Here is an 18409-nt window from a genome sequence, read left to right as displayed (position 1 = left end):
GCGGGCGCGAGCGCCGCGGCTGCCGCGGTGCCCGGCTCGGCGAGCCGGTCCGCGACGACGGCCTCCTCGGCCTGCCAGGCGTCGAGGCGCTCCTGGAGGCCGTGGCGCTCCCTCTCGCCCAGGAGCGCGGCGGCGGCCTCGTCGGGGGTGGCGAAGCCCTCCTTGTAGGCGGCGTCGGCGAGCCGGTCGTCGGCCTCCTTGAGGCGCCGGGCGGCGAGTTCGGCGGAGCGCACGGTGCCGGCGGCGTCGGACAGGAGGACGATCCGCCGCTCCAGGCGGTCGGCGTGTTCGGCCACGGTGGCGAACGCGCCGCGCCCCCGGGCGATCTCCTCGTCGAGTGCGGCCCGCTCCCGGTCGAGGGCCTCGCGGCGCGAGGTCCGGGCGGCGACCCGCCGCTCGGCCTCCCGCTGTGCCGCCATCCGTTCCTCGTGCTCGCGCTCGGCCGCCGCGAGGGCCTGGCGCGCGGCGTGCGCCTGTCCGGCGAGCGCGTGGGCCTCGGCGTGCAGCCGGGCCAACTCCTCGACCTGACCGGTGAGTTCTTCGACGGCGGGGTCGGCGTCGGCCGTGTCGTCGTCCTGTCCGGTGCGGACCTCCGCGCGGGCCGCGGTCCAGGACTCGCGGGTGACGGCCAGTTCGCGTTCGACGGCCGTACGGGTCTCCTCCGCGGCGGCGTAGGCCGCGTAGGCGGCGTCCTCGGCGGCGCGGTCGACGTGCCCTGCGGTGGTGCGGGCGAGGGCCGGGTGGTCGGCGGAGCCGCAGACCTGGCAGGGGGCGCCCGCCTCCAGGCCGGCCGCGAGTTCGGCGGCGATGCCCTCCAGGCGCCGGGACTTGACGTCGAGCCAGGTCTCGTGGGCGTCGTTCCGCCGTTCGCGGGCCTCCGCGAGGCGGCTCTCGGCCGCCTCGGCGCCCCGGGCGAGGGCGTCGCGGCGGCGGGCGGCGGAGAGCCGGCGGCGGGCGGGCTCCAGGCGTCCGGCGAGGTGCTCGGCGCGGGCGACGGCGTCCCGGGCGGCCTCGGCGCGCCCGGTGAGCAGGGCGCGGCGCGGCTCCCAGCCGGCGAGCCAGTCGGCCGCGTCCCGCAGGGCGTCCTCGTCGGCGCGCGCCTCCCGTTCCAGTACGGCCCGCTCTCCGGTGACGGCGGCGGCGCGGTGCTCGGCGCGGCGGGCCGCGTCGAGTCCGCCGAGCTCCTCGCGCAGCCGGTTCTCCAGGGCGGCGAGCTGCTCGGTCCCGGCGTCGGCGAGGTCGGGCGGCAGCGGGGCGCGGGAGCGGGTGAGGGCGGACAGGGCGGTGGCGTGCTCGCGCTCGGCGTCCCGGCGCAGGGCCAGGGCGGGGGCGACCCGGTCGGCCCGGAGGCTCCGGTCGAGGACGGCCCGGAGGCGGTCGCGCTCGGGGGCCCGCTCGGCGATCCGCTCGCGGCGCAGGAGGGCGTCGGCGTGGCGGGCCTGGCGGGCGGCGAGGTCGTGCTCGGCGTCGAGGGCGGCGCGCGCGTGCGCCCGGCGGCGCTCGGCGGCGGCGAGCCGCACGTCCGCGATGTCGAGGGCCTCGTACGCCTCGGTGCGGGCGACGGCGGCCCAGGTGAGGACGGACGCGGCGAGTCCGGGCTCGCCGGGCCTGCCCTCGACCGGGGTGCGGGCCGCGTCGAGTCCGCCGGCGGCCTGGGCCGTGCGGTGGGCGAGGGCGAGCAGCCGCTCGTCCCCCTCCCGCACCCGCTGTTCGGCCACGCGCCGCAGATCGGCCAGGCGTTCCTCGACGGCGGCGAAGCGGCGGGTGTCGAAGAGGCGGCCGAGGAGCCTGCCCCGGGCCTCGGCGTCGGCGCGCAGGAAGCGGGCGAAGTCGCCCTGCGGGAGGAGGACGACCTGGCAGAACTGCTCGCGGCTCATGCCGAGGAGCTGGGTGATCTCCTCGCCGATCTCCTGGTGGGAGCGGCTGAGTCCGTTCCAGGCGCCGGTGGCCGGGTCGTACTCGCGCAGCCAGGTCTGGGCCTTCTCGGTGGTGAAGCCGCCGCCGCGCTTCTTGGGCCGCTGCTGGGCCGGGCGGCGGGTGATCTCCAGCCGCCGCTCCCCCACGGTCAGTTCGAGGAGGACCTCGGTGTACGTGCCGACGGGGGCGTGGTCGCTGCGCAGGGAGGCGCCGGGCGTCTGGCGGACGCCGGGCACGCTTCCGTACAGGGCGAAGCAGACGGCGTCCAGGACGGAGGTCTTGCCCGCGCCGGTCGGCCCGTGGAGCAGGAAGAGGCCGGCGGAGGACAGGGCGTCGAAGTCGACGGTCTGCGGGGCGCCGAAGGGGCCGAACGCGGTGATCTCCAGGCGGTGCAGCCTCACCGGCCCACCTCGCGCTCGGCCGTGTCGACCCGTACGTCGTCGAAGGCGCCGTACAGGACGGCCCGTTCCGCTCCGTCGAGCGCCGCGCCGCCGCGCACGTGGGCCACGAAGTCCTCCGCGATCTGCTGGTCGCTGCGGTCCCGGAGCCGCTGGGCGTAGGAGGCCCCGGAGTCGCCCTCGGTGCGCTCGGGGTCGAAGACCAGGTTGAGGGTGTGCGGGAAGCGTTCGGCGAGCCGGTTCATGGGGTCGGCGGGCCGTACGGGGTCGGTGAGGGTGGCCTCCACCCAGGACCCTTCGTGGGGCGCGAGCGCGGGGTCGGCGAGGAGGGCGTCGAGCCGGCCCCGGAGCCGGGCGAGGGGGCGCGGGACGGGGCAGTCGAGGCGCTCGGCGTCGAGGTCCGCTCCGCCGGGTCCCGCCGGGCCGAGGTCGACGAGCCACATGGTCTTGCGGTGGTCGGCCTCGGAGAAGGAGTACGCGAGGGGGGAGCCGGAGTAGCGGACGCGGGGGGTGAGGGCCTGGCTGCCGTGGAGGTGGCCGAGGGCGACGTAGTCGACGCCGTCGAAGATCCCGGCGGGGACGGCGGAGACGCCGCCGACGGTGATGTCCCGCTCGCTGTCGCTGGGCGCGCCGCCGGCGACAAAGGCGTGGGCGACGACGACGGAGCGGGTGCCGGGGGGCCGTCCGGCGAGGTCGGCGCGGACCCGGTCCATGGCGGCGGCGAGCACGGCCTCGTGGCCGGCCTTCCCGGCGCCGAGCCGCTCGCGGACGAGGGCGGGTTCGAGGTAGGGCAGGCCGTAGAGGGCGACGTCGCCGTGGGCGTCGGCGAGGACGACGGGGGTGCCGACGCCGTCGGGGTCGGTGCGGAGGTGGATGCCGGCCCGTTCGATGAGTCCGGCGCCGACGCCGAGGCGGCGGGCCGAGTCGTGGTTGCCGGAGATCATGAGGGTGGGGACCCCGGCCTCGGCGAGCCGGTGCAGGGCGGTGTCGAAGAGCTCGACGGCGGGCAGCGGGGGCACGGCCCGGTCGTAGACGTCGCCGGCGACGAGGACGGCGTCGACCCGGTGCTCGCGGACGGTGGCCACGAGGTGGTCGAGGAACGCGGCCTGGGCGCCGAGGAGCCCGACGCGGTGGAAGGACCGGCCGAGGTGCCAGTCCGAGGTGTGCAGGAGCCTCACGATGCCGTCCCACCCCGCATGTGCGCCGTTCCTCCCCCACCGGTGTCCGCACCGGTTCCGTTCGTGTCCGCCCACCACGCTATCCCGAGCGGGGACGTGGGGACGTCCGTCCGGGTGCGGGAGCACCGGGAGCGCGTGCCCGGAGCGCGTCCGGAGCGCGTGTCCGGCAGTCGCACGGCCGGGGCCGCACGGCCGGGGCCGGAGGGGCGGGCCCGGGGGCAGACCTCACACGTCGCCGTACGCCTCGCCGCCGAGGACGAGGTCGGCCGTGCCCGCCGTGGCGTCGGCGAGCCAGGCGCGGAAGGCGTCGACGTCGGCGTCCGGGAGGCCGATCCCGATCGTGACGGCGTCGGCGTACCGCACGTCCAGGACGGCCCGGCCGGTCGCCCGCAGGTCGTTCTCCAGTTTGCCCGCCCGCTGGTGGTCGACGGTGACGGTGGCGAGCCGGAAACGCTGCCGGGTCACGGTGCCGAGCGCGTCGAGGGCCTCGCCGACCACCCCTCCGTACGCCCGGATCAGACCGCCCGCGCCGAGCTTCACGCCGCCGTAGTAGCGGGTGACGACGGCGACGACGTACCGCATCTCGCGGCGCAGCAGCATCTGGAGCATGGGGACGCCGGCCGTGCCGCCCGGTTCGCCGTCGTCGCTGGCCTTCTGCACGGAGGCGTCGGCGCCGAGGACGTAGGCGAAGCAGTTGTGGGTGGCGGTCGGGTGCTCCCTGCGGACGCGGGCGACGAACTCCTGCGCCTCCCGCTCGTCGGCGACGGGCGCGAGCGCGCAGAGGAAGCGCGAGCGGTTGATCTCGGTCTCGTGCACGCCCTCGCGGGCCGGGGTGCGGTACTGCTCCTGCATCCGACCAGCCTACGGTCCGCCGGCCCGGCGCTCCCGGGCGGCCGGTCGGGGCCCGGTGGGAATCACGGCCCGGCGCCGCTCGTTCTCCCGGGAGACGGACCGCGCCGAGGAGAGGCAGCAGAGACGATGAGCGCCGACAGCACCACCACCGCCGGTACCGCCGGGTACTCCGCCCCGGAGGCGGTACGGCGGATCCTGACGTCCACGGGCGACACCTGGGCGGTGGTGGGCCTCTCGAACAACCGGGCGCGGGCGGCCTACGGGGTCGCGGCCGTCCTCCAGCGCTTCGGGAAGCGGATCGTCCCGGTCCATCCGAAGGCGGAGACGGTCCACGGCGAGCCGGGCTACGCGTCCCTCGCCGACGTCCCGTTCCCGGTCGACGTCGTCGACGTCTTCGTCAACGGCGAGCTGGCGGGCGGGGTCGCCGACGAGGCCGTGGCGATCGGCGCCAAGGCGGTCTGGTTCCAGCTCGACGTGATCGACGAGGCCGCCTTCGCCCGCGTCCGGGAGGCGGGCCTCGACATGGTGATGGACCGCTGCCCCGCGATCGAGATCCCGCGCCTGGGCTGAGCCGGGGATCAGGCGGCGGGGACGCCGAGGCCCTCCAGGACGACCGCGCCGGGCAGTTGGCCGAGGGCCTTGCCCGGCAGGATGAGCTTGCCCCGGCGGCGGCCGCTGCCGACGAGGACCCAGGGCATGTCGACGACGGCGGCGTCCACGAGGAGCGGCCAGGCGGCGGGGAGGCCGACGGGGGTGATGCCGCCGTACTCCATGCCGCTCTCGCCGGTGGCCGTGTCCATCGGGGCGAACGAGGCCTTGCGGGCGCCGAGGTGACGGCGCACCACCCCGTTGACGTCGACGCGGGTGGCGGAGCCGACGACGCAGGCGGCGAGGGTCGTGTCGCCGCCCCGCCTGGCCGCCACGACCACGCAGTTCGCGGAGGCGTCGAGGAGGTCGGCGCCGTGGTGCTCGACGAAGACGGCGGTGTCGGCGACGGCCGGGTCGGTGTCGACGTAGAGCACCTGGTCGGCCGGGACGGAGCCCGCCCAGGCGCGGACGGCGTCGGCGACGGGGCCGGTCAGGAGGTCGAGGCTGTCCGGGGCGGGCCGGGCGTCGGTGAAGTCTCCGATGGGTGCGCGCATGTGCGTCACGCTAACAACCGGCGCCGGGCGGACGGGGCGTCGTCTCGGAGTACGGGCGCTCGGAGTACGGGCGGGGGCGTACGAACAGGCCCGTCAGGACGCCGCCGTGCCCGCCTGCTCGACCTCCCACTGCGCAAGCGCCGCGAGCTGCTCCGGGGTGACGTCCTCCGGGATCGGGACGGGGGCGGGGGTGCGGAGCGGGGGCTGCCAGCCGTTCTCCGGGTCCCAGCTGCGGACCACCTTCGCCGGGGCGCCGGCCACGACCGAGTGGTCCGGGACCTCGCCGCGCACCACCGCGCCGGCCGCGACGACCACGTTGCGGCCGAGGCGCGCGCCGGGCAGGACCACCGCGCCCGTGCCGAGCCAGCAGCCGGGGCCGATGGAGACCGGTGCCGAGCGGGGCCACTGGCGGCCGACCGGCTCGTCCGGGTCGTCGTAGCTGTGGTTCGTCGAGGTGATGTAGACGTACGGGCCGCAGTACGTGTCCGAGCCGATCGTGACCTCCGCGTCGGCTATCACGTGGCTGCCCCGGCCGAGGACGACCCCGTCGCCGAGGGTCAGGACCGTCTCCGTCCCGAGGTCGAGGCCCGGCAGCATCCCGGCCGTCAGCGTGACCTGCTCGGCGATGATGCAGCACGCGCCGATCTCGATCCACCGCTCGCCGAAGACCGTGCCCTGCGGGAAGGCGAGCCGGGTGCCCTCGCCGAGCCGGCGGAAGCGCAGCCTCCCCTGGTGCTCGGCGGTGACGGCGCCGGCCTGCTGCGCCCAGCGCCAGCCGCCCTGGAGTGCGTGCGCGACGACCCTGCGCCGCCAGGCGGCGAGGGATGAGAACGTGTTTCTGTTCCTGGGCACCCGGCCACGGTAGTCGGCGCCGTCGCGCCCGATCACCGCCGTGCGCTGTGATGTCCGTCATGGGCGCGGCATAGGCTGCGGCGCGGGGGCACCCCCGGGCGCGACACGACGGCTGACGATCAGGAGCGAAGAACCATGACAGAGGCGTTGATCAAGGGCGTGGGCGGCAAGGAGCCGCGGATCGACCCGACGGCCTTCACCGCCCCGACCTCGGTGGTCCTCGGCGAGGTGACCCTCGGCGCCCGCGCGAGCGTCTGGTACCACGCGGTGCTGCGGGCGGACTGCGGCCCGATCGAGATCGGCGAGGACTCCAACGTCCAGGACAACTGCACGGTCCACGTCGACCCCGGCTTCCCCGTCTCGATCGGGGCCCGGGTGACCGTCGGCCACAACGCCACCGTGCACGGCTGCGTCATCGAGGACGACGTGCTCGTCGGCATGGGCGCCACGGTCCTCAACGGGGCCCGGATCGGCGCCGGGTCGCTCGTCGCCGCCCAGGCGCTCGTCCCGCAGGGCATGGAGGTCCCGCCGGGCTCGCTGGTCGCGGGCGTCCCGGCGAAGGTGCGCCGCCCGCTGACCGCGGAGGAGCTGGCGGGCATCCGGCTCAACGCCGAGATGTACCTGCACCTGGCCAAGGGCCACGCGGAGGCCTTCGAGGAGTGAGCCCGTCCCCCGTGCGCGGGAACGGACGGAGGGCGGCACCCGGTCGGGGTGCCGCCCTCCGCGCCGTACGGGAGGCGCTCAGTCCGCAGCCGGGACCGTCACCGGTTCCGGCTTCGGCTCGGCGGCGGCCCGCTCCGCGGCCGCCTTCTTGGCGCGGTTCTTGAGGACGAGCATCGAGGTGAGGCCGATCAGGACGGCGAGGACGAGCCCGAGCCAGGAGAAGCGCTTCAGCCAGGCCTCGGCGACGATCCCGACCGAGTAGATGACGGCCGTGGTGCCGCCGGCCCACAGGATGCCGCCGAAGACGTTGGCGACGAGGAACTTCCAGTACGGCATGTGCAGCACGCCCGCGAGCGGTCCGGCGAAGATGCGCAGGAGGGCGACGAAGCGGCCGAAGAAGACCGCCCACATGCCCCACTTCTGGAAGGAGCTCTCCGCGAGGGCGATGTTGGCCTCGCTGAAGTGCTTGGGGAACTTCCTCTCCAGCCGGGCGAGCAGCGGTCTGCCGCCCTTGCGGCCGATGGCGTAGCCGATCGAGTCCCCGATGATCGCGCCGGCGGTGGCGCAGGCGCCGAGCACGTACGGGTTGATGTCGCCGTGCTGCGAGGCGAGCAGCGCGGAGCTCACGAGGACGATCTCGCCGGGCAGCGGGATGCCCAGGCTCTCCAGGCCGATCACCACCCCCACGAGGGTGTACACGGCGATCGGTGGGATCGTCTCCAGCCACTCCTGGACGTGCAACGCGGCTTCCTCCCGTTTCGGCTCCCCTGTCGCGCCCGGCCCGTGGTCGGGGGCCGTGGCGCCGTCGTGCGCCTCGGCGGGCACGCCGGGGAAGCCTACCCGGTCGGGGCGGACGGACCTCGACGCCGAGGACGGGCCGGGTCCGGTTCCGGACGCCGGTCCCGGGCGCCGGTTCCGTCCCGGCCCTTGCCCGGTGCCGGGAACGGTTCCGGCAACGGCCCCGGTCCCGGGAACGCGTCCGCCCCCGCACCGGAAGGGGTGCGGGGGCGGAGGCGCGGTGTCCCGGGCCGGCTCAGGCGTTCGGGCGCAGGGTCCAGACGACGGTCATCTCGCCGGTCACGGCGCCGTCCTCGCGGGTGATGTCGATCCGCACCGGGAACTCCGGGCGCTGTCCGGCGTCGAGCTCGGCGACGACCTCGGCGGCGGGGCGGCCCAGGGTGGCGGTGGCCGTGACGACGCCCATGGCCAGCTTCTTGTAGCCGATCTCGGCCTTGACGGCGAGCGGGACCGCGCGGCTGAGCTGGTCGCCGAAGGCGGCGAGCACGATGGCGCCGCTGGCGGACTCGGCGAGCGTGAACATCGCTCCGGCGTGCGGGCCGCCGACGTGGTTGTGGTAGGCGGGCTGGTCCGGCAGGCGCACGACGGCGCGCTCGGCGGTGGTCTCCAGGAACTCCAGGTTCAGGGTCCCGGCCATGGGAACCGTCGCGGCGAGCATCTCGCCGACGGTCATCTGGTCTGCGCTCATGGAGCGTGATGTTACCCGTGAGTAGCAGCCTTGGCCATCCCCCGCGCGCGTCCCGCGGTCTTCCCCCGGCCTCCCGCGCCGGGGGCGGGCATGGCCGGACGGCCCCCGCACCTCTATGGTTACTGGCCATGTGGCCAGGACAGCAGCCGCCCGGGGGCGAGCAGAACCCGCAGGACCAGAGTCAGAACCCGTACCAGCAGCCGGGGTACCAGCAGCCGAACCCGTACCAGCAGCCGCCGGCCCAGCCCGGGTACCCGCAGCAGCCGCCGACGCAGCCGGGTCATCCGCAGCCGCAGCCGGGGTACGGCCAGCAGCCGCCGGTCCCGCCGGGGTACCCGCAGCAGGGGTACGGCCCGCAGCCGGGGCAGCCGAACCCGTACCAGCAGCCGACCGTGCCGCAGCAGTACGCGGTCCCGGGGCAGTCCGGCGGCCCGGGCGGCCCCGGCGGTCCCGGCGGGAAGAAGAGGACGGCGCTCGTGGCGGTCGTCGCCGCGACCGCCGTGGTCGCCGCGACCGGCGTCACCGCCTTCCTGGTGTTCGGCAAGGACGACGGGGAGCCGACCGCCGCCGACCCGAAGCCGTCCGCGTCGGCCACCGCCCCCGCGGACCCGTCGGCGATCCCCGGGCCGAGCCAGTCCTCCGGCCTCGACAACCCGCGCGACGACGCCGCGCGGCAGCCGACGATCCCCGGCTGGAAGGTCGTCCACAACCCGAAGTACGGCACCCTCTTCGACGTGCCACCGGAGTGGGAGGTGTCGAAGCCCGGGACGATCAGCTTCCTGGAGGACGAGAAGAAGGGCGACGGCAGCCCGCTCGTCACGATGTCCGGGCCCACGCACCTCAAGGGCAAGTGGTGCACCTACGACACCGACAAGAACGGCAGCGAGGAGTCCTGGAGCCTGGCGTCGGCCGGCACCAAGGGCGGCCAGGGCGCCAAGAACACCGGGGAGGCCGCGTACAACGAGGCCGGCACGTGGGTGTGGGGCGGCTACGCGCAGCACATGCCGCGGGAGACCATCAAGATCACCAAGGCCGTGCCGTACACGACGGAGTCCGGCCTCACCGGCAGCGTCTCGACGGCCACGGCCACGGGCGTCAAGAAGCGCAACAAGTGCGAGTCGGACGGCAAGGCGATCGCCTTCACCTTCAAGAACGCGAAGAACGACTTCTCGACCTGGGTCCTCAACGGGGCCGACGGCGTCGCCGACGAGCTGCCGGACGCCACGATCCGGCAGATCCTCTCCACGGTCCGGCTCGCCGAGGACTCGTGACGCCCGGGGCTCGTGACGGCGGGGATCGTGACCGCCGAGGACTCGTGACGGCGGCGACGGGGGAATCGTGACGGCGGCGGCCACCGGGACCCGGCGTCCCGGTGGCCGGCGCCGCGGCCCGTCCGCACATCGGTTTGGCACTTCGGCCGGACGCCGGGGATAGTCCCGGGGTGACATCACCCGCCGACTCCCCCGTCTCCCCCTCCCCCGCCCCTCCCCGCTCCCGCCGCCCCGAGTGGGCCGGGCGCAACTACCTCCTGCTGACCGCCGCCACGGTCGTGACCAACCTCGGCACGCACGGCGCCCTGATCGCCACCGTCTGGGCGGTCTTCGACTCCGGCGGCGACGCGGGCGACGTGGGCCTCGTGGCGACGGCGCGCTTCCTGCCGCTCGTCCTCTTCCTGCTCGTCGGCGGCGCCGTCGCCGACCGGCTGCCCCGGCACCGGGTGATGGTCGCCGCCAACGTCCTCAACTGCGTGTCGCAGGCCGTCTTCGCCGCCCTCGTCCTCTCCGGCGAGGCCCGCATCTGGCAGATGATGGTGCTCACCGCGCTCTGCGGCACCGGCCAGGCCTTCTTCAACCCGGCGGCCGAGGGCATGCTCATGGCCACCGTCAGCGGGGAGCAGGCGAGCCGGGCGTTCGCCGTCTTCCGGATGGCGATGCACGGCGCCTCCATCGGCGGCGCCGCGCTCGGCGGCGCGCTCGTCGCCTTCGTCGGACCCGGCTGGGTGCTGGTGGTCGACGCCGTCGCCTTCGCCGTCGCGGGCGGGCTGCGCGCCTTCCTCGACGTGAGGGGTGTCCCCGAGCGCGCTCCCGGCGGCGGGCTCTTCTCCGACCTGCGGGAGGGCTGGCAGGAGTTCGTCGGCCGGCCCTGGCTGTGGTCGATCGTCGCCCAGTTCTCCGTGGTGGTGGGCCTGATCGGAGCGGTCGAGGCGGTGTACGGACCGCTGGTCGCCCGGGAGGAGCTGGGCGGCGCGCGCCCCTGGGGCTTCGCGCTCGCCGCGTACGGGGTGGGGACGGTCGTCGGCGCGGTCCTGATGACCCGGTGGAAGCCGCGCCGGATGCTGTTCGTCGGGACGCTGTGCGTCTTCCCGATCGCGCTGCCCTCGGCGGCGCTCGCGGTGCCGCTGTCCGCGAGCGGCCTGGCGGTCGCGATGTTCGTGAGCGGCGTGGCGCTGGAGGTCTTCGGCGTCTCGTGGATGACGGCGATGCACCAGGAGATCCCGGAGGAGAAGCTGTCCCGGGTCTCCGCCTACGACTGGTTCGGCTCGACGGCCCTGCTGCCGCTGACGACGGCGCTCACGGGCCCGGCGGAGGGCGCGTTCGGCCGGAGCGGGGCGCTGTGGGGCGCGGCAGTGCTGATGGTGGTCGTCACCGCCCTCGTCCTGCTGGTGCCGGACGTGCGGAACCTGACCAGGCGTCCGCACGCGCCCGCGCACCCGCCCGTCGAGCCCACCGGGAAGGAGCTCCCGGCCGTGCCGGGACCCCGCTCAGCCGATGCCGAAGGCGCCGTCCGGGGGAACGGGTGACGGTACGGCCCCGGCGTCCACGACCGGCTCCGCGTCCCCGGTGAACCGGGCGAGCGCGTCCCCGTGCTCCACGCGCGCGGGGAAGGCGTCCGCCGCGGCCCGGCGCGCGAGGCGGGCTGTGTCGAGCGCGCGGTCGGAGGCGACCAGGACGGCGTTGCCGAAGCGGCGGCCGCGCAGGACGGACGGTTCGGCGACGAGCGCGAGTTCGGGGAGGACGGCGGCGAAGGTGGCGAGCTGGGAGCGGAGGAAGGCGAAGGGGGCGCCGTCGGCCAGGTTGGCGGCGTAGACGCCGCCGGGCCGCAGGACGCGCCGGACCTCGCGCGCGTACTCGACGGAGGTGAGGTGGGCGGGCACCCGCGAGCCGCCGAAGACGTCGCCGACGATCAGGTCGGCCGAGGCGGCGGGGGCCGCCTCCAGCCAGCGCCGGGCGTCCGCGCCGTGCACGGTGGTCCCGGACCCCTCGGGCAGCGGCAGGTGTTCCGCGACCAGGGCGAGCAGACCGCGGTCGGCCTCCACGACGTCCTGGCGCGAGCCGGGCCGGGTGGCGGCGACGTACCGGGGCAGCGAGAGCGCCCCGCCGCCCAGGTGCAGGACGTCCAGCGGCTCGCCCTCGCCGGCCGCGCCGTCGACGACGTGGGCGAGCCGGCGTGCGTACTCGAACTCCAGGTACGCCGGGTCGTCGAGGTCGACGTACGACTGGGGCGCGCCGTCGACCGTCAGGAGCCAGGCCCGCTCCCGGTCCACGTCGGGCATGAGGCGCGCGGTGCCCTGGTCGACCTCGCGGACGACGGGGATGTGCTCGTTCACGGTCCCATTGTGACGGGGGCGGGGCCGGCCCACTGGCGCGGGTGCCGACCGGTCCGGGTGCCGGCCGCTCTGTGAGGGGGGAGCCCGGGTCAGCCGTTCCAGACGGCGGCGACGGCCTCCGCGTGGCGGGCGGCCTGGGCGCGTCCGGCGCGGGCCGCGGCGGCCCGGTGTGCGGGGTCGAGCGCATTGCGTCCGAAGGCCGCGCGGGACGCGGCGTCGGGGGTGATCACCTCGACGCGGGCCCCCGCGGCGGCGAGGTCGGCGCCCTGCCGGTCCGGCGAGGGGATCACCTTGCTGCCGCGTCCGTCGGGGGCGACGACCACGACCCTCTCGTACCCGGCGGCGAGGTGGGCGTTGGCCGTGGAGTGGATGCCGCCGTCGATCAGACGGCGTCCGCCGACGGTGGCCGGGGGCCAGAGGCCGGGGACGGCGCAGCTCGCGGTGACGGCGTCGGCCAGCGGGACGCCCGCGTCCGCGCCGTACGCGACGAGTTCGCCGGTGGTGGCGTCGACGGCGGTGACGAGCAGCGGGCGGCCGGGCCACTCCACGGCCGGTCCGAGCCGCCGGACCACGGTCTCGCGGCGGACCGCCCCGTCCACCGTGCGGGCCCCGAGGGCCAGCCGGCCGATCCTGCGTCCGTACTCCTCCGGGGTGCGGGACCGCAGGACGGCGACGGCGTACCGGAGGAGCACGGGGATCCCGAGCCGTGCGGCCGGTTCCACGTCCTCGTCGCCGAGCTCCCGCTCGTACAGCGCGTCGGGGCCGAGCGCGCCGAGCCTCGCCCCGACGACCGCGCCGGCGGAGCTGCCGACGACGAGGTCGGCCCCGGTGACGTCGAGACCGGCGTCGAGGAGTCCCCGCAGCACTCCGGTCTCCCAGGCGGCCCCGACCATGCCGCCCGCGCCCAGTACCAGTGCCGTCCGCTTCTCCGTCTCCCGTGTCATGTCCCCATTCTGGGAGGGTGGTTGGGGAGGCCGGCGGGCGGGGTGAGGTTCTTGAGGGCCTCGCGGACGGAGAGGGGCGAGAGCCGGGCGCCGTGGGCGGTGACGAAGGCGCGGACCTCGGCGGGGGCGGTCCTGGCGTACTCGCGCAGGCTCCAGCCGATCGCCTTGCGGATGAAGAAGTCGGGGTGGTCGGCGCGGCGCAGGCAGTGGTCGAAGAGGCGGTCCGCGTCGGTGTCCCCCTTGAAACGGAGCTGGTGGAGGAGGGCGGTGCGCGCGACCCACAGGTCCTCGTCGTCGATCCACGCGTCCATCTCGGGGGCGAGGGCGGGGTCGGCCGCGACCAGGCCGCCGACGACGTGGGCGGCGAGGTGGTCGACCGTGTCCCACCAGGAGACGGTGGTGACGAGGCGGCGGGCGACGGGCAGGAAGCCGGAGGAGCAGCGCCGCACGTGGCGGCGGAGGTAGTCGACGGCGAAGTAGTGGTACTCGCGCTCGGGCAGCGCGAAGCAGCGCAGGGCGATCGCCGCGCAGTCGTCCTCGTCGGGGCGCGGGGTGCCGTCGAGGACGGTCCGGGACAGGGCCCGGCGCTCGGGCGTCCGCACCCCGAGGAAGGGCGCGACGCCCTTCATGTACGCGACCATCTCCTGCGCCCGGAAGGGGTTCCCGGCGGCCGGGTAGACGGCGGTGAGCCGTTCGAGAACGTTGTCGGCGAGGGCGCTGTCGGGGACTTCACCGGGCGCGGGACCGGTCGCCGGAAGCTTCCGGGCCGGGGCTTCCCCGGATACGGATCCGGTCGCCGGGGGCCTCCGGATCGGCGCTCCCCCAGACGCGGGACCGGTCGCCGGGGGTCCCTCGGCCCGGACTCCCCCGGGCACGGGACCGGTCCTCGGGGACCTCTCGGCCGGCGCTCCCCCGGACACGGGTTCGGTCGTCATGAGGGGCCCCTCGGTCGTGGCGTGCTCCGGAATCCGGTCCGGACGGACATGACGCACATTACGGCGCTCCTACGCACCCGTCCGTTACTCTCCCCGAATGCTCGCTCCCGTCCCCCGGCCGCCGGGCTCCCTCGCCGTCCGCTGTTCCCGGGCCCTCCTCGCTCCCCGCTCGCGGCTCTCGCTGCTCGCGCTGCTGCTGCTCACGGCGGCCACCCTCGTGGTGCTCTACGAACCGCAGCGCCTGCTGGCCTCGGGCTGGCCACCACGGACGAGCGGCGCGGGCGCGGTGCTGCTGTTCGCCCTGGCGTACGGGGTGTGCACGGCGGCCTTCGTGCCGCGCCCGGTCCTGAACCTGGCGGCGGGCGCGCTGTTCGGCTCGGCCGCCGGTCTGACGGGGGCGGTCGCGGGGACGGTGCTCGGCGCCGGGATCTCGTTCACCCTCGGCCGCTACCTGGGCCAGGACGCCCTGCGGCCGCTGCTGCGGGGCCGCCTCCTTACGGCGGCGGACGGGCAGTTGAGCCGGCACGGGTTCCGTTCGATGCTGGCGATCCGGCTGTTCCCCGGGGTGCCGTTCGCGGCGGCCAACTACTGCGCGGCGGTCTCCCGGATGAAGTACGTGCCGTTCCTCCTCGCGACGGGGATCGGCACCATCCCGAACACGGCGGCGTACGTGGTGGCGGGCGCCCAGGCGGGTTCGCCGGACTCGCCGGCCTTCCTCTTCTCCGCGGGCTTCATCGTCCTGTCGGGGATCGGCGGCGCGGTGGTGGCCTGGCGCAAGCGGCACGGCCTGCGGGCACCGGCCCCCGCGCGGGACGACACGCCCGAACCGGAACTGGCGGGCAGCGCCCGCTGAGGTTTGCCGGAGGCCTCCCGGGAGATACGGCGGGCGCTACCTCGCGTACATCCTCTGTCGGGGGATTCTTCACCTCGGGACGGTACGCTGCGCACGACCTTCTGACCACACACGTACAAAACGGGACGGCCCTGGCCCCATGAGTTGGTTCGAATCGTTCATCCTGGGACTCGTCCAGGGGCTGACGGAGTTCCTCCCCATCTCCTCCAGCGCGCACCTGCGCCTCACGGCGGCGTTCGCCGGCTGGCACGACCCGGGTGCGGCGTTCACCGCGATCACCCAGATCGGCACGGAGACGGCGGTCCTGATCTACTTCCGCAAGGACATCGCGCGGATCGTCTCGGCCTGGTTCCGCTCCCTCACCGACAAGTCGATGCGGTCCGACCACGACGCCCAGATGGGCTGGCTGGTGATCGTCGGCTCGATCCCGATCGGCGTCCTCGGCATCACGCTCAAGGACCAGATCGAGGGCCCCTTCCGGGACCTGCGGCTCATCGCCACCACCCTGATCGTCATGGGCGTCGTCCTGGGCGTCGCGGACCGGCTGGCCGCCCGGGACGAGATCGGCGGCCGCCACCGGGCGATCCGCGAGCGCAAGACGCTCAAGGACCTCGGGGTGCGGGACGGCCTGATCTACGGCGTCTGCCAGGCGATGGCCCTGATCCCCGGCGTCTCCCGCTCGGGCGCGACGATCTCCGGCGGCCTGCTCATGGGCTACACCCGCGAGGCGGCGGCCCGTTACTCCTTCCTCCTCGCGATCCCGGCGGTCCTCGCCTCGGGCGCGTACGAACTGAAGGACGCGGGCGAGGGTCACGTCTCCTGGGGGCCGACCATCTTCGCGACGATCGTCGCTTTCGTGGTGGGATACGCCGTCATCGCATGGTTCATGAAGTTCATCACCACCAAGAGCTTCATGCCCTTCGTGATCTACCGGATCCTGCTCGGCATCCTGCTGTTCGTCCTGGTGGGCACGGACGTCCTGAGTCCGCACGCGGGCGAGTCCGCCGGCTGACGACGCCCCCCGGGAGGGCAGGCCGTCAGGACGCCTGCGCCAGGGACTCCCGTACGACGCGCTCGCACAGCTCGTGGGTCAGCAGGGCGTCGCGGGCGCTGAGCACCCGGCCCTCGCGCACCGCGTCGAGGAAGGCGAGCACCGCCTGCTCGATGCCGCGCTGCCGGGCCACGGGCACCCAGTCGCCGCGCCGGCGGACGGTCGGCTGGCCCTTGTGGTCGACGACGTCGGAGAGGTTGAGGACCTGGCGCTTGGTGTCCTGGCCCGAGACCTCCAGGACCTCCTCGGTGGAGCCGTTCATCCGGTTCATCATGCCGATGGCGGTGAACCCGTCGCCGGAGAGCTGGAGCACCACGTGGTGCATCAGGCCGTCGCGGACCCGGGCCCGCACGTCGACGTGCTCGATCTCGCCGGGCAGCAGGAAGCGCAGGGTGTCGACGACGTGGATGAAGTCGTCGAGGACCAGCGTGCGGGGGTCCTCGGGCAGGCCGATCCGGTTCTTCTGGAGCAGGATCAGGTCGCGCGGGTGCTCCAGGCACTGGGCGTAGCCCGGGGCGAGGCGCCGGTTGAAGCCGACGGCGAGGGAGACCGCGCGCTTCTCCGCGAGCTCCACGATCCGCTCGGAGTCGGCGTACTCGTAGGCGAGGGGCTTGTCGACGTACGTGGGGACGCCGGCGTCGAGGAGCCGCTCGGCGATCTCGGCGTGCGCGGCGGTCGAGGCGTGCACGAAGGCGGCGTCGAGTCCGGCGGAGAGCAGCCCGTCGAGGTCGGTGTGGCGCCGGCCGGCGGGCAGGTGCAGGGTGTCGGCGACCCGCTCCAGGGTGGCGGGGGTGCGGGTCTGCAGGTGCAGTTCGACCCCGGGGAGGGTGGCGAGGACGGGAAGGTAGGCCTTCTGCGCGATGTCGCCGAGTCCGATGCAGCCAACCTTCACGGGGGTCTCCCTTGTCGTCGTTCGCCGGCCCCGCTCGTACGGGCCGTTCGCGCCGGTCAGCTTACGCGGGACGGCCGGGGCCGCCGGTCGGTGACGCCGTCGAAGCCCCGCAGGCGGAACCCGGGTCCGAGGCGGGAGGCCGCGCCAACGAGGGCCGGGCGCAGGGCGACGGCGGCGGTGAGCCCCCCGATGCCGGCCCCGACGACGACGGCGCGGCAGGCTCCTTCCACTCGGCCGTGCCGGACCTCGTGGAACTGCGGACCGGGATCGACGAGTTGCCGCGCGGCACGCCCGGGGACCGGCCCCGGTCCGCGCGGGCGTGAATTCGCTGGCGTCGTCCTGCGATCATGGGGAACGATGCCGGCATGACGACCGAACAGACCGAAACAGTCCCGCGCGTCCCGCCGTCCACCACCTCGGGCGAGCGCGAAGCGCTGGAGCAGTGGCTCGACTTCCACCGCGCGACCCTCGCGAGGAAGTGCGAGGGGCTCGACGACGCCCAGCTGCGCACCCCTTCCGCTCCGCCGTCGGACCTCAACCTGCTCGGTCTCGTCCGGCACATGGCCGAGGTCGAGCGCGGCTGGTTCCGCCACACCCTGGCCGGTGAGGAGGCCCCCTGGATCTACTCGACGGAGGAGGACCTCGACCGGGACATCCACGCCGAGGAGGGGGACACCTACGAGGAGGCCTACGCCACCTGGCAGGCCGAGATCGCCCATGCCCGCACCCTGGCGGCGACCCGCGGCCTGGACGACCTGGGCGTCGGCAAGCGCCGCAGCGGGGAGGAGTTCAACCTCCGCTGGATCTACCTCCACATGATCGAGGAGTACGCCCGCCACAACGGCCACGCGGACCTGCTCCGGGAGCGGATCGACGGCGCGACCGGCGACTGACCCGGACCGCGCGGCCGGCGGCCGACCCGGGCGGCTCGACCGGCGTCCGCCCCCGCCCTGCCGCCCCGTCGTCCCGCCGTCCGTCCGGCCGGCGGGGTCAAGGCCGGGTGCGCGACGGCTCACCCGTGCGGGGCATTCCCCGCCGGTAGGGGCGCGGAGACCGCCGCCGGAGCAGCAGAGTGACGCGGGTGCATGGAACCCGAACCACAGCGAAGATCCTGTTAGGGGCGGCGATGGCCGCCCTGACCGGCTGCGTCTCGGTGGACGCGCCGACGGCGCCCGCCCCCGTCCCCGCTCCCGCGGCGGAGCCCGTACGCACCGGGAAGGACGTCGCGCCGCAGATCGTCGACGGCCCGGCCCGCGAGGCCCTCGAAGCGGCGCTCCCCGCTCCCCCGCCGTCCGCCGCGCCCCGCGCGACCCCCGCGGCCGAGCGGCAGCGGCGGTCGGCGGCCCCGGCGCTCCCGGAGGCGCCGCGCCCCGGCGTCGTACCGCCCCGGCGCGAAGACCCGCGTCCGCCGGTCCGGCCGGACCGGCCCGGACCGGCCGCCTCGACCGGCCCGACCGGGCCGCCCCGGGCGGTGGAGCCGCCGGTGAGGCCCCCGCTCTCCCCGTCCGACGTCTGCGCGCTGGGCGAGCGGTACGGGGCCCTGGGCCCCGGCGGCGGCCGGCCGGAGATCTGTCCCGCTCCGTACGGCCGGTGAGCCGGGGACACGGGGGCGAGGGGGCCGCCCGTGGACGGCCGGCGG

General features: G+C 75.4%; 20 protein-coding genes. 8 read left to right on the top strand and 12 right to left on the bottom strand.

What is annotated here, in order from left to right; all coding sequences use genetic code 11:
* The 3 genes from ACWGSR_RS28305 to ACWGSR_RS28295 form a co-directional block, all read right to left on the bottom strand.
* Positions 1–2318: AAA family ATPase (locus tag ACWGSR_RS28305; protein WP_453570208.1), on the bottom strand; the 2318-nt coding region annotated here is incomplete at its 3' end.
* Positions 2315–3493 carry an exonuclease SbcCD subunit D gene (locus ACWGSR_RS28300; protein ID WP_453570206.1) on the bottom strand — a complete coding sequence of 393 codons (1179 nt, stop codon included), beginning with the start codon at positions 3491–3493 and terminating at the stop codon, positions 2315–2317. The genes ACWGSR_RS28305 and ACWGSR_RS28300, both read right to left, overlap by 4 nt.
* Before the next feature lie 225 nt (positions 3494–3718).
* Positions 3719–4345, bottom strand: a complete 627-nt coding sequence (locus tag ACWGSR_RS28295; RefSeq protein WP_376243601.1) for a YigZ family protein — start codon at positions 4343–4345, stop codon at positions 3719–3721.
* Positions 4346–4471: 126 nt separating this feature from the next.
* Here ACWGSR_RS28295 and ACWGSR_RS28290 point away from each other — a divergent pair, with 126 nt between their 5' ends.
* Entirely contained in the window at positions 4472–4915 is a 444-nt protein-coding gene (locus tag ACWGSR_RS28290) for a CoA-binding protein (RefSeq protein ID WP_376243604.1), read from the top strand.
* Positions 4916–4923: 8 nt separating this feature from the next.
* On the opposite strand, the gene ACWGSR_RS28285 is transcribed toward ACWGSR_RS28290, so the two are convergent.
* Positions 4924–5487, bottom strand: a complete 564-nt coding sequence (locus ACWGSR_RS28285; RefSeq protein WP_376243607.1) for a YbaK/EbsC family protein — start codon at positions 5485–5487, stop codon at positions 4924–4926.
* A 93-nt stretch (positions 5488–5580) separates the two neighbouring features.
* On the bottom strand, positions 5581–6339 hold the full coding sequence (locus ACWGSR_RS28280) for an acyltransferase (RefSeq protein ID WP_376243610.1): 759 nt from the start codon (positions 6337–6339) through the stop codon (positions 5581–5583).
* A 135-nt stretch (positions 6340–6474) separates the two neighbouring features.
* Here ACWGSR_RS28280 and ACWGSR_RS28275 point away from each other — a divergent pair, with 135 nt between their 5' ends.
* Complete coding sequence (locus ACWGSR_RS28275) at positions 6475–7002, top strand: gamma carbonic anhydrase family protein (RefSeq protein WP_376243612.1); 528 nt, start codon at positions 6475–6477, stop codon at positions 7000–7002.
* Positions 7003–7080: 78 nt separating this feature from the next.
* On the opposite strand, the gene ACWGSR_RS28270 is transcribed toward ACWGSR_RS28275, so the two are convergent.
* Positions 7081–7743 (bottom strand): DedA family protein, encoded by a 663-nt coding sequence (locus tag ACWGSR_RS28270; RefSeq protein WP_376243621.1) that lies wholly within the window; start codon positions 7741–7743, stop codon positions 7081–7083.
* Positions 7744–8035: 292 nt separating this feature from the next.
* Positions 8036–8473 (bottom strand): DUF4442 domain-containing protein, encoded by a 438-nt coding sequence (locus ACWGSR_RS28265; RefSeq protein WP_030214413.1) that lies wholly within the window; start codon positions 8471–8473, stop codon positions 8036–8038.
* Positions 8474–8616: 143 nt separating this feature from the next.
* On the opposite strand from ACWGSR_RS28265, the gene ACWGSR_RS28260 reads away from it, so the two are divergent.
* Both ACWGSR_RS28260 and ACWGSR_RS28255 read left to right on the top strand, forming a co-directional pair.
* Positions 8617–9759: a chromosomal replication initiator protein DnaA gene (locus ACWGSR_RS28260; protein ID WP_376243615.1), complete on the top strand. Its 1143-nt coding sequence runs from the start codon at positions 8617–8619 to the stop codon at positions 9757–9759.
* 170 nt (positions 9760–9929) lie between these two features.
* Positions 9930–11288, top strand: a complete 1359-nt coding sequence (locus ACWGSR_RS28255; RefSeq protein ID WP_376328895.1) for an MFS transporter — start codon at positions 9930–9932, stop codon at positions 11286–11288.
* Here ACWGSR_RS28255 and ACWGSR_RS28250 read toward each other — a convergent pair.
* The 3 genes from ACWGSR_RS28250 to ACWGSR_RS28240 form a co-directional block, all read right to left on the bottom strand.
* Complete coding sequence (locus ACWGSR_RS28250; protein WP_376235788.1) at positions 11250–12095, bottom strand: spermidine synthase; 846 nt, start codon at positions 12093–12095, stop codon at positions 11250–11252. The two genes, ACWGSR_RS28255 and ACWGSR_RS28250, sit on opposite strands and share 39 nt — an antisense overlap.
* An 89-nt stretch (positions 12096–12184) precedes the next feature.
* Positions 12185–13039 (bottom strand): patatin-like phospholipase family protein, encoded by an 855-nt coding sequence (locus ACWGSR_RS28245; protein WP_453570199.1) that lies wholly within the window; start codon positions 13037–13039, stop codon positions 12185–12187.
* Complete coding sequence (locus ACWGSR_RS28240; RefSeq protein ID WP_453570218.1) at positions 13036–13851, bottom strand: DNA alkylation repair protein; 816 nt, start codon at positions 13849–13851, stop codon at positions 13036–13038. The genes ACWGSR_RS28245 and ACWGSR_RS28240 overlap by 4 nt, the downstream gene beginning before the upstream one ends.
* A gap of 220 nt (positions 13852–14071) precedes the next feature.
* Here ACWGSR_RS28240 and ACWGSR_RS28235 point away from each other — a divergent pair, with 220 nt between their 5' ends.
* Complete coding sequence (locus tag ACWGSR_RS28235) at positions 14072–14827, top strand: TVP38/TMEM64 family protein (protein WP_376235783.1); 756 nt, start codon at positions 14072–14074, stop codon at positions 14825–14827.
* A 139-nt stretch (positions 14828–14966) separates the two neighbouring features.
* Positions 14967–15839, top strand: a complete 873-nt coding sequence (locus ACWGSR_RS28230) for an undecaprenyl-diphosphate phosphatase (RefSeq protein ID WP_376235780.1) — start codon at positions 14967–14969, stop codon at positions 15837–15839.
* A gap of 25 nt (positions 15840–15864) precedes the next feature.
* Here ACWGSR_RS28230 and ACWGSR_RS28225 read toward each other — a convergent pair whose 3' ends face one another.
* Both ACWGSR_RS28225 and ACWGSR_RS28220 read right to left on the bottom strand, forming a co-directional pair.
* A complete protein-coding gene (locus ACWGSR_RS28225; protein ID WP_376235778.1) occupies positions 15865–16770 on the bottom strand; it encodes a Gfo/Idh/MocA family protein in 906 nt (301 codons plus the stop codon).
* A gap of 56 nt (positions 16771–16826) precedes the next feature.
* A complete protein-coding gene (locus ACWGSR_RS28220) occupies positions 16827–17000 on the bottom strand; it encodes a hypothetical protein (RefSeq protein ID WP_453570195.1) in 174 nt (57 codons plus the stop codon).
* A gap of 135 nt (positions 17001–17135) precedes the next feature.
* Here ACWGSR_RS28220 and ACWGSR_RS28215 point away from each other — a divergent pair, with 135 nt between their 5' ends.
* Entirely contained in the window at positions 17136–17663 is a 528-nt protein-coding gene (locus ACWGSR_RS28215) for a DinB family protein (RefSeq protein WP_453570192.1), read from the top strand.
* Between the two features lie 233 nt (positions 17664–17896).
* Entirely contained in the window at positions 17897–18364 is a 468-nt protein-coding gene (locus ACWGSR_RS28210) for a hypothetical protein (protein ID WP_453570189.1), read from the top strand.
* Positions 18365–18409 lie beyond the last annotated feature (45 nt).

Source organism: Streptomyces sp. NPDC055632 (assembly GCF_053618675.1).
The sequence above is the reverse complement of the archived record's forward strand: the minus strand, read 5'-3'. Positions and strand labels throughout refer to the sequence as shown.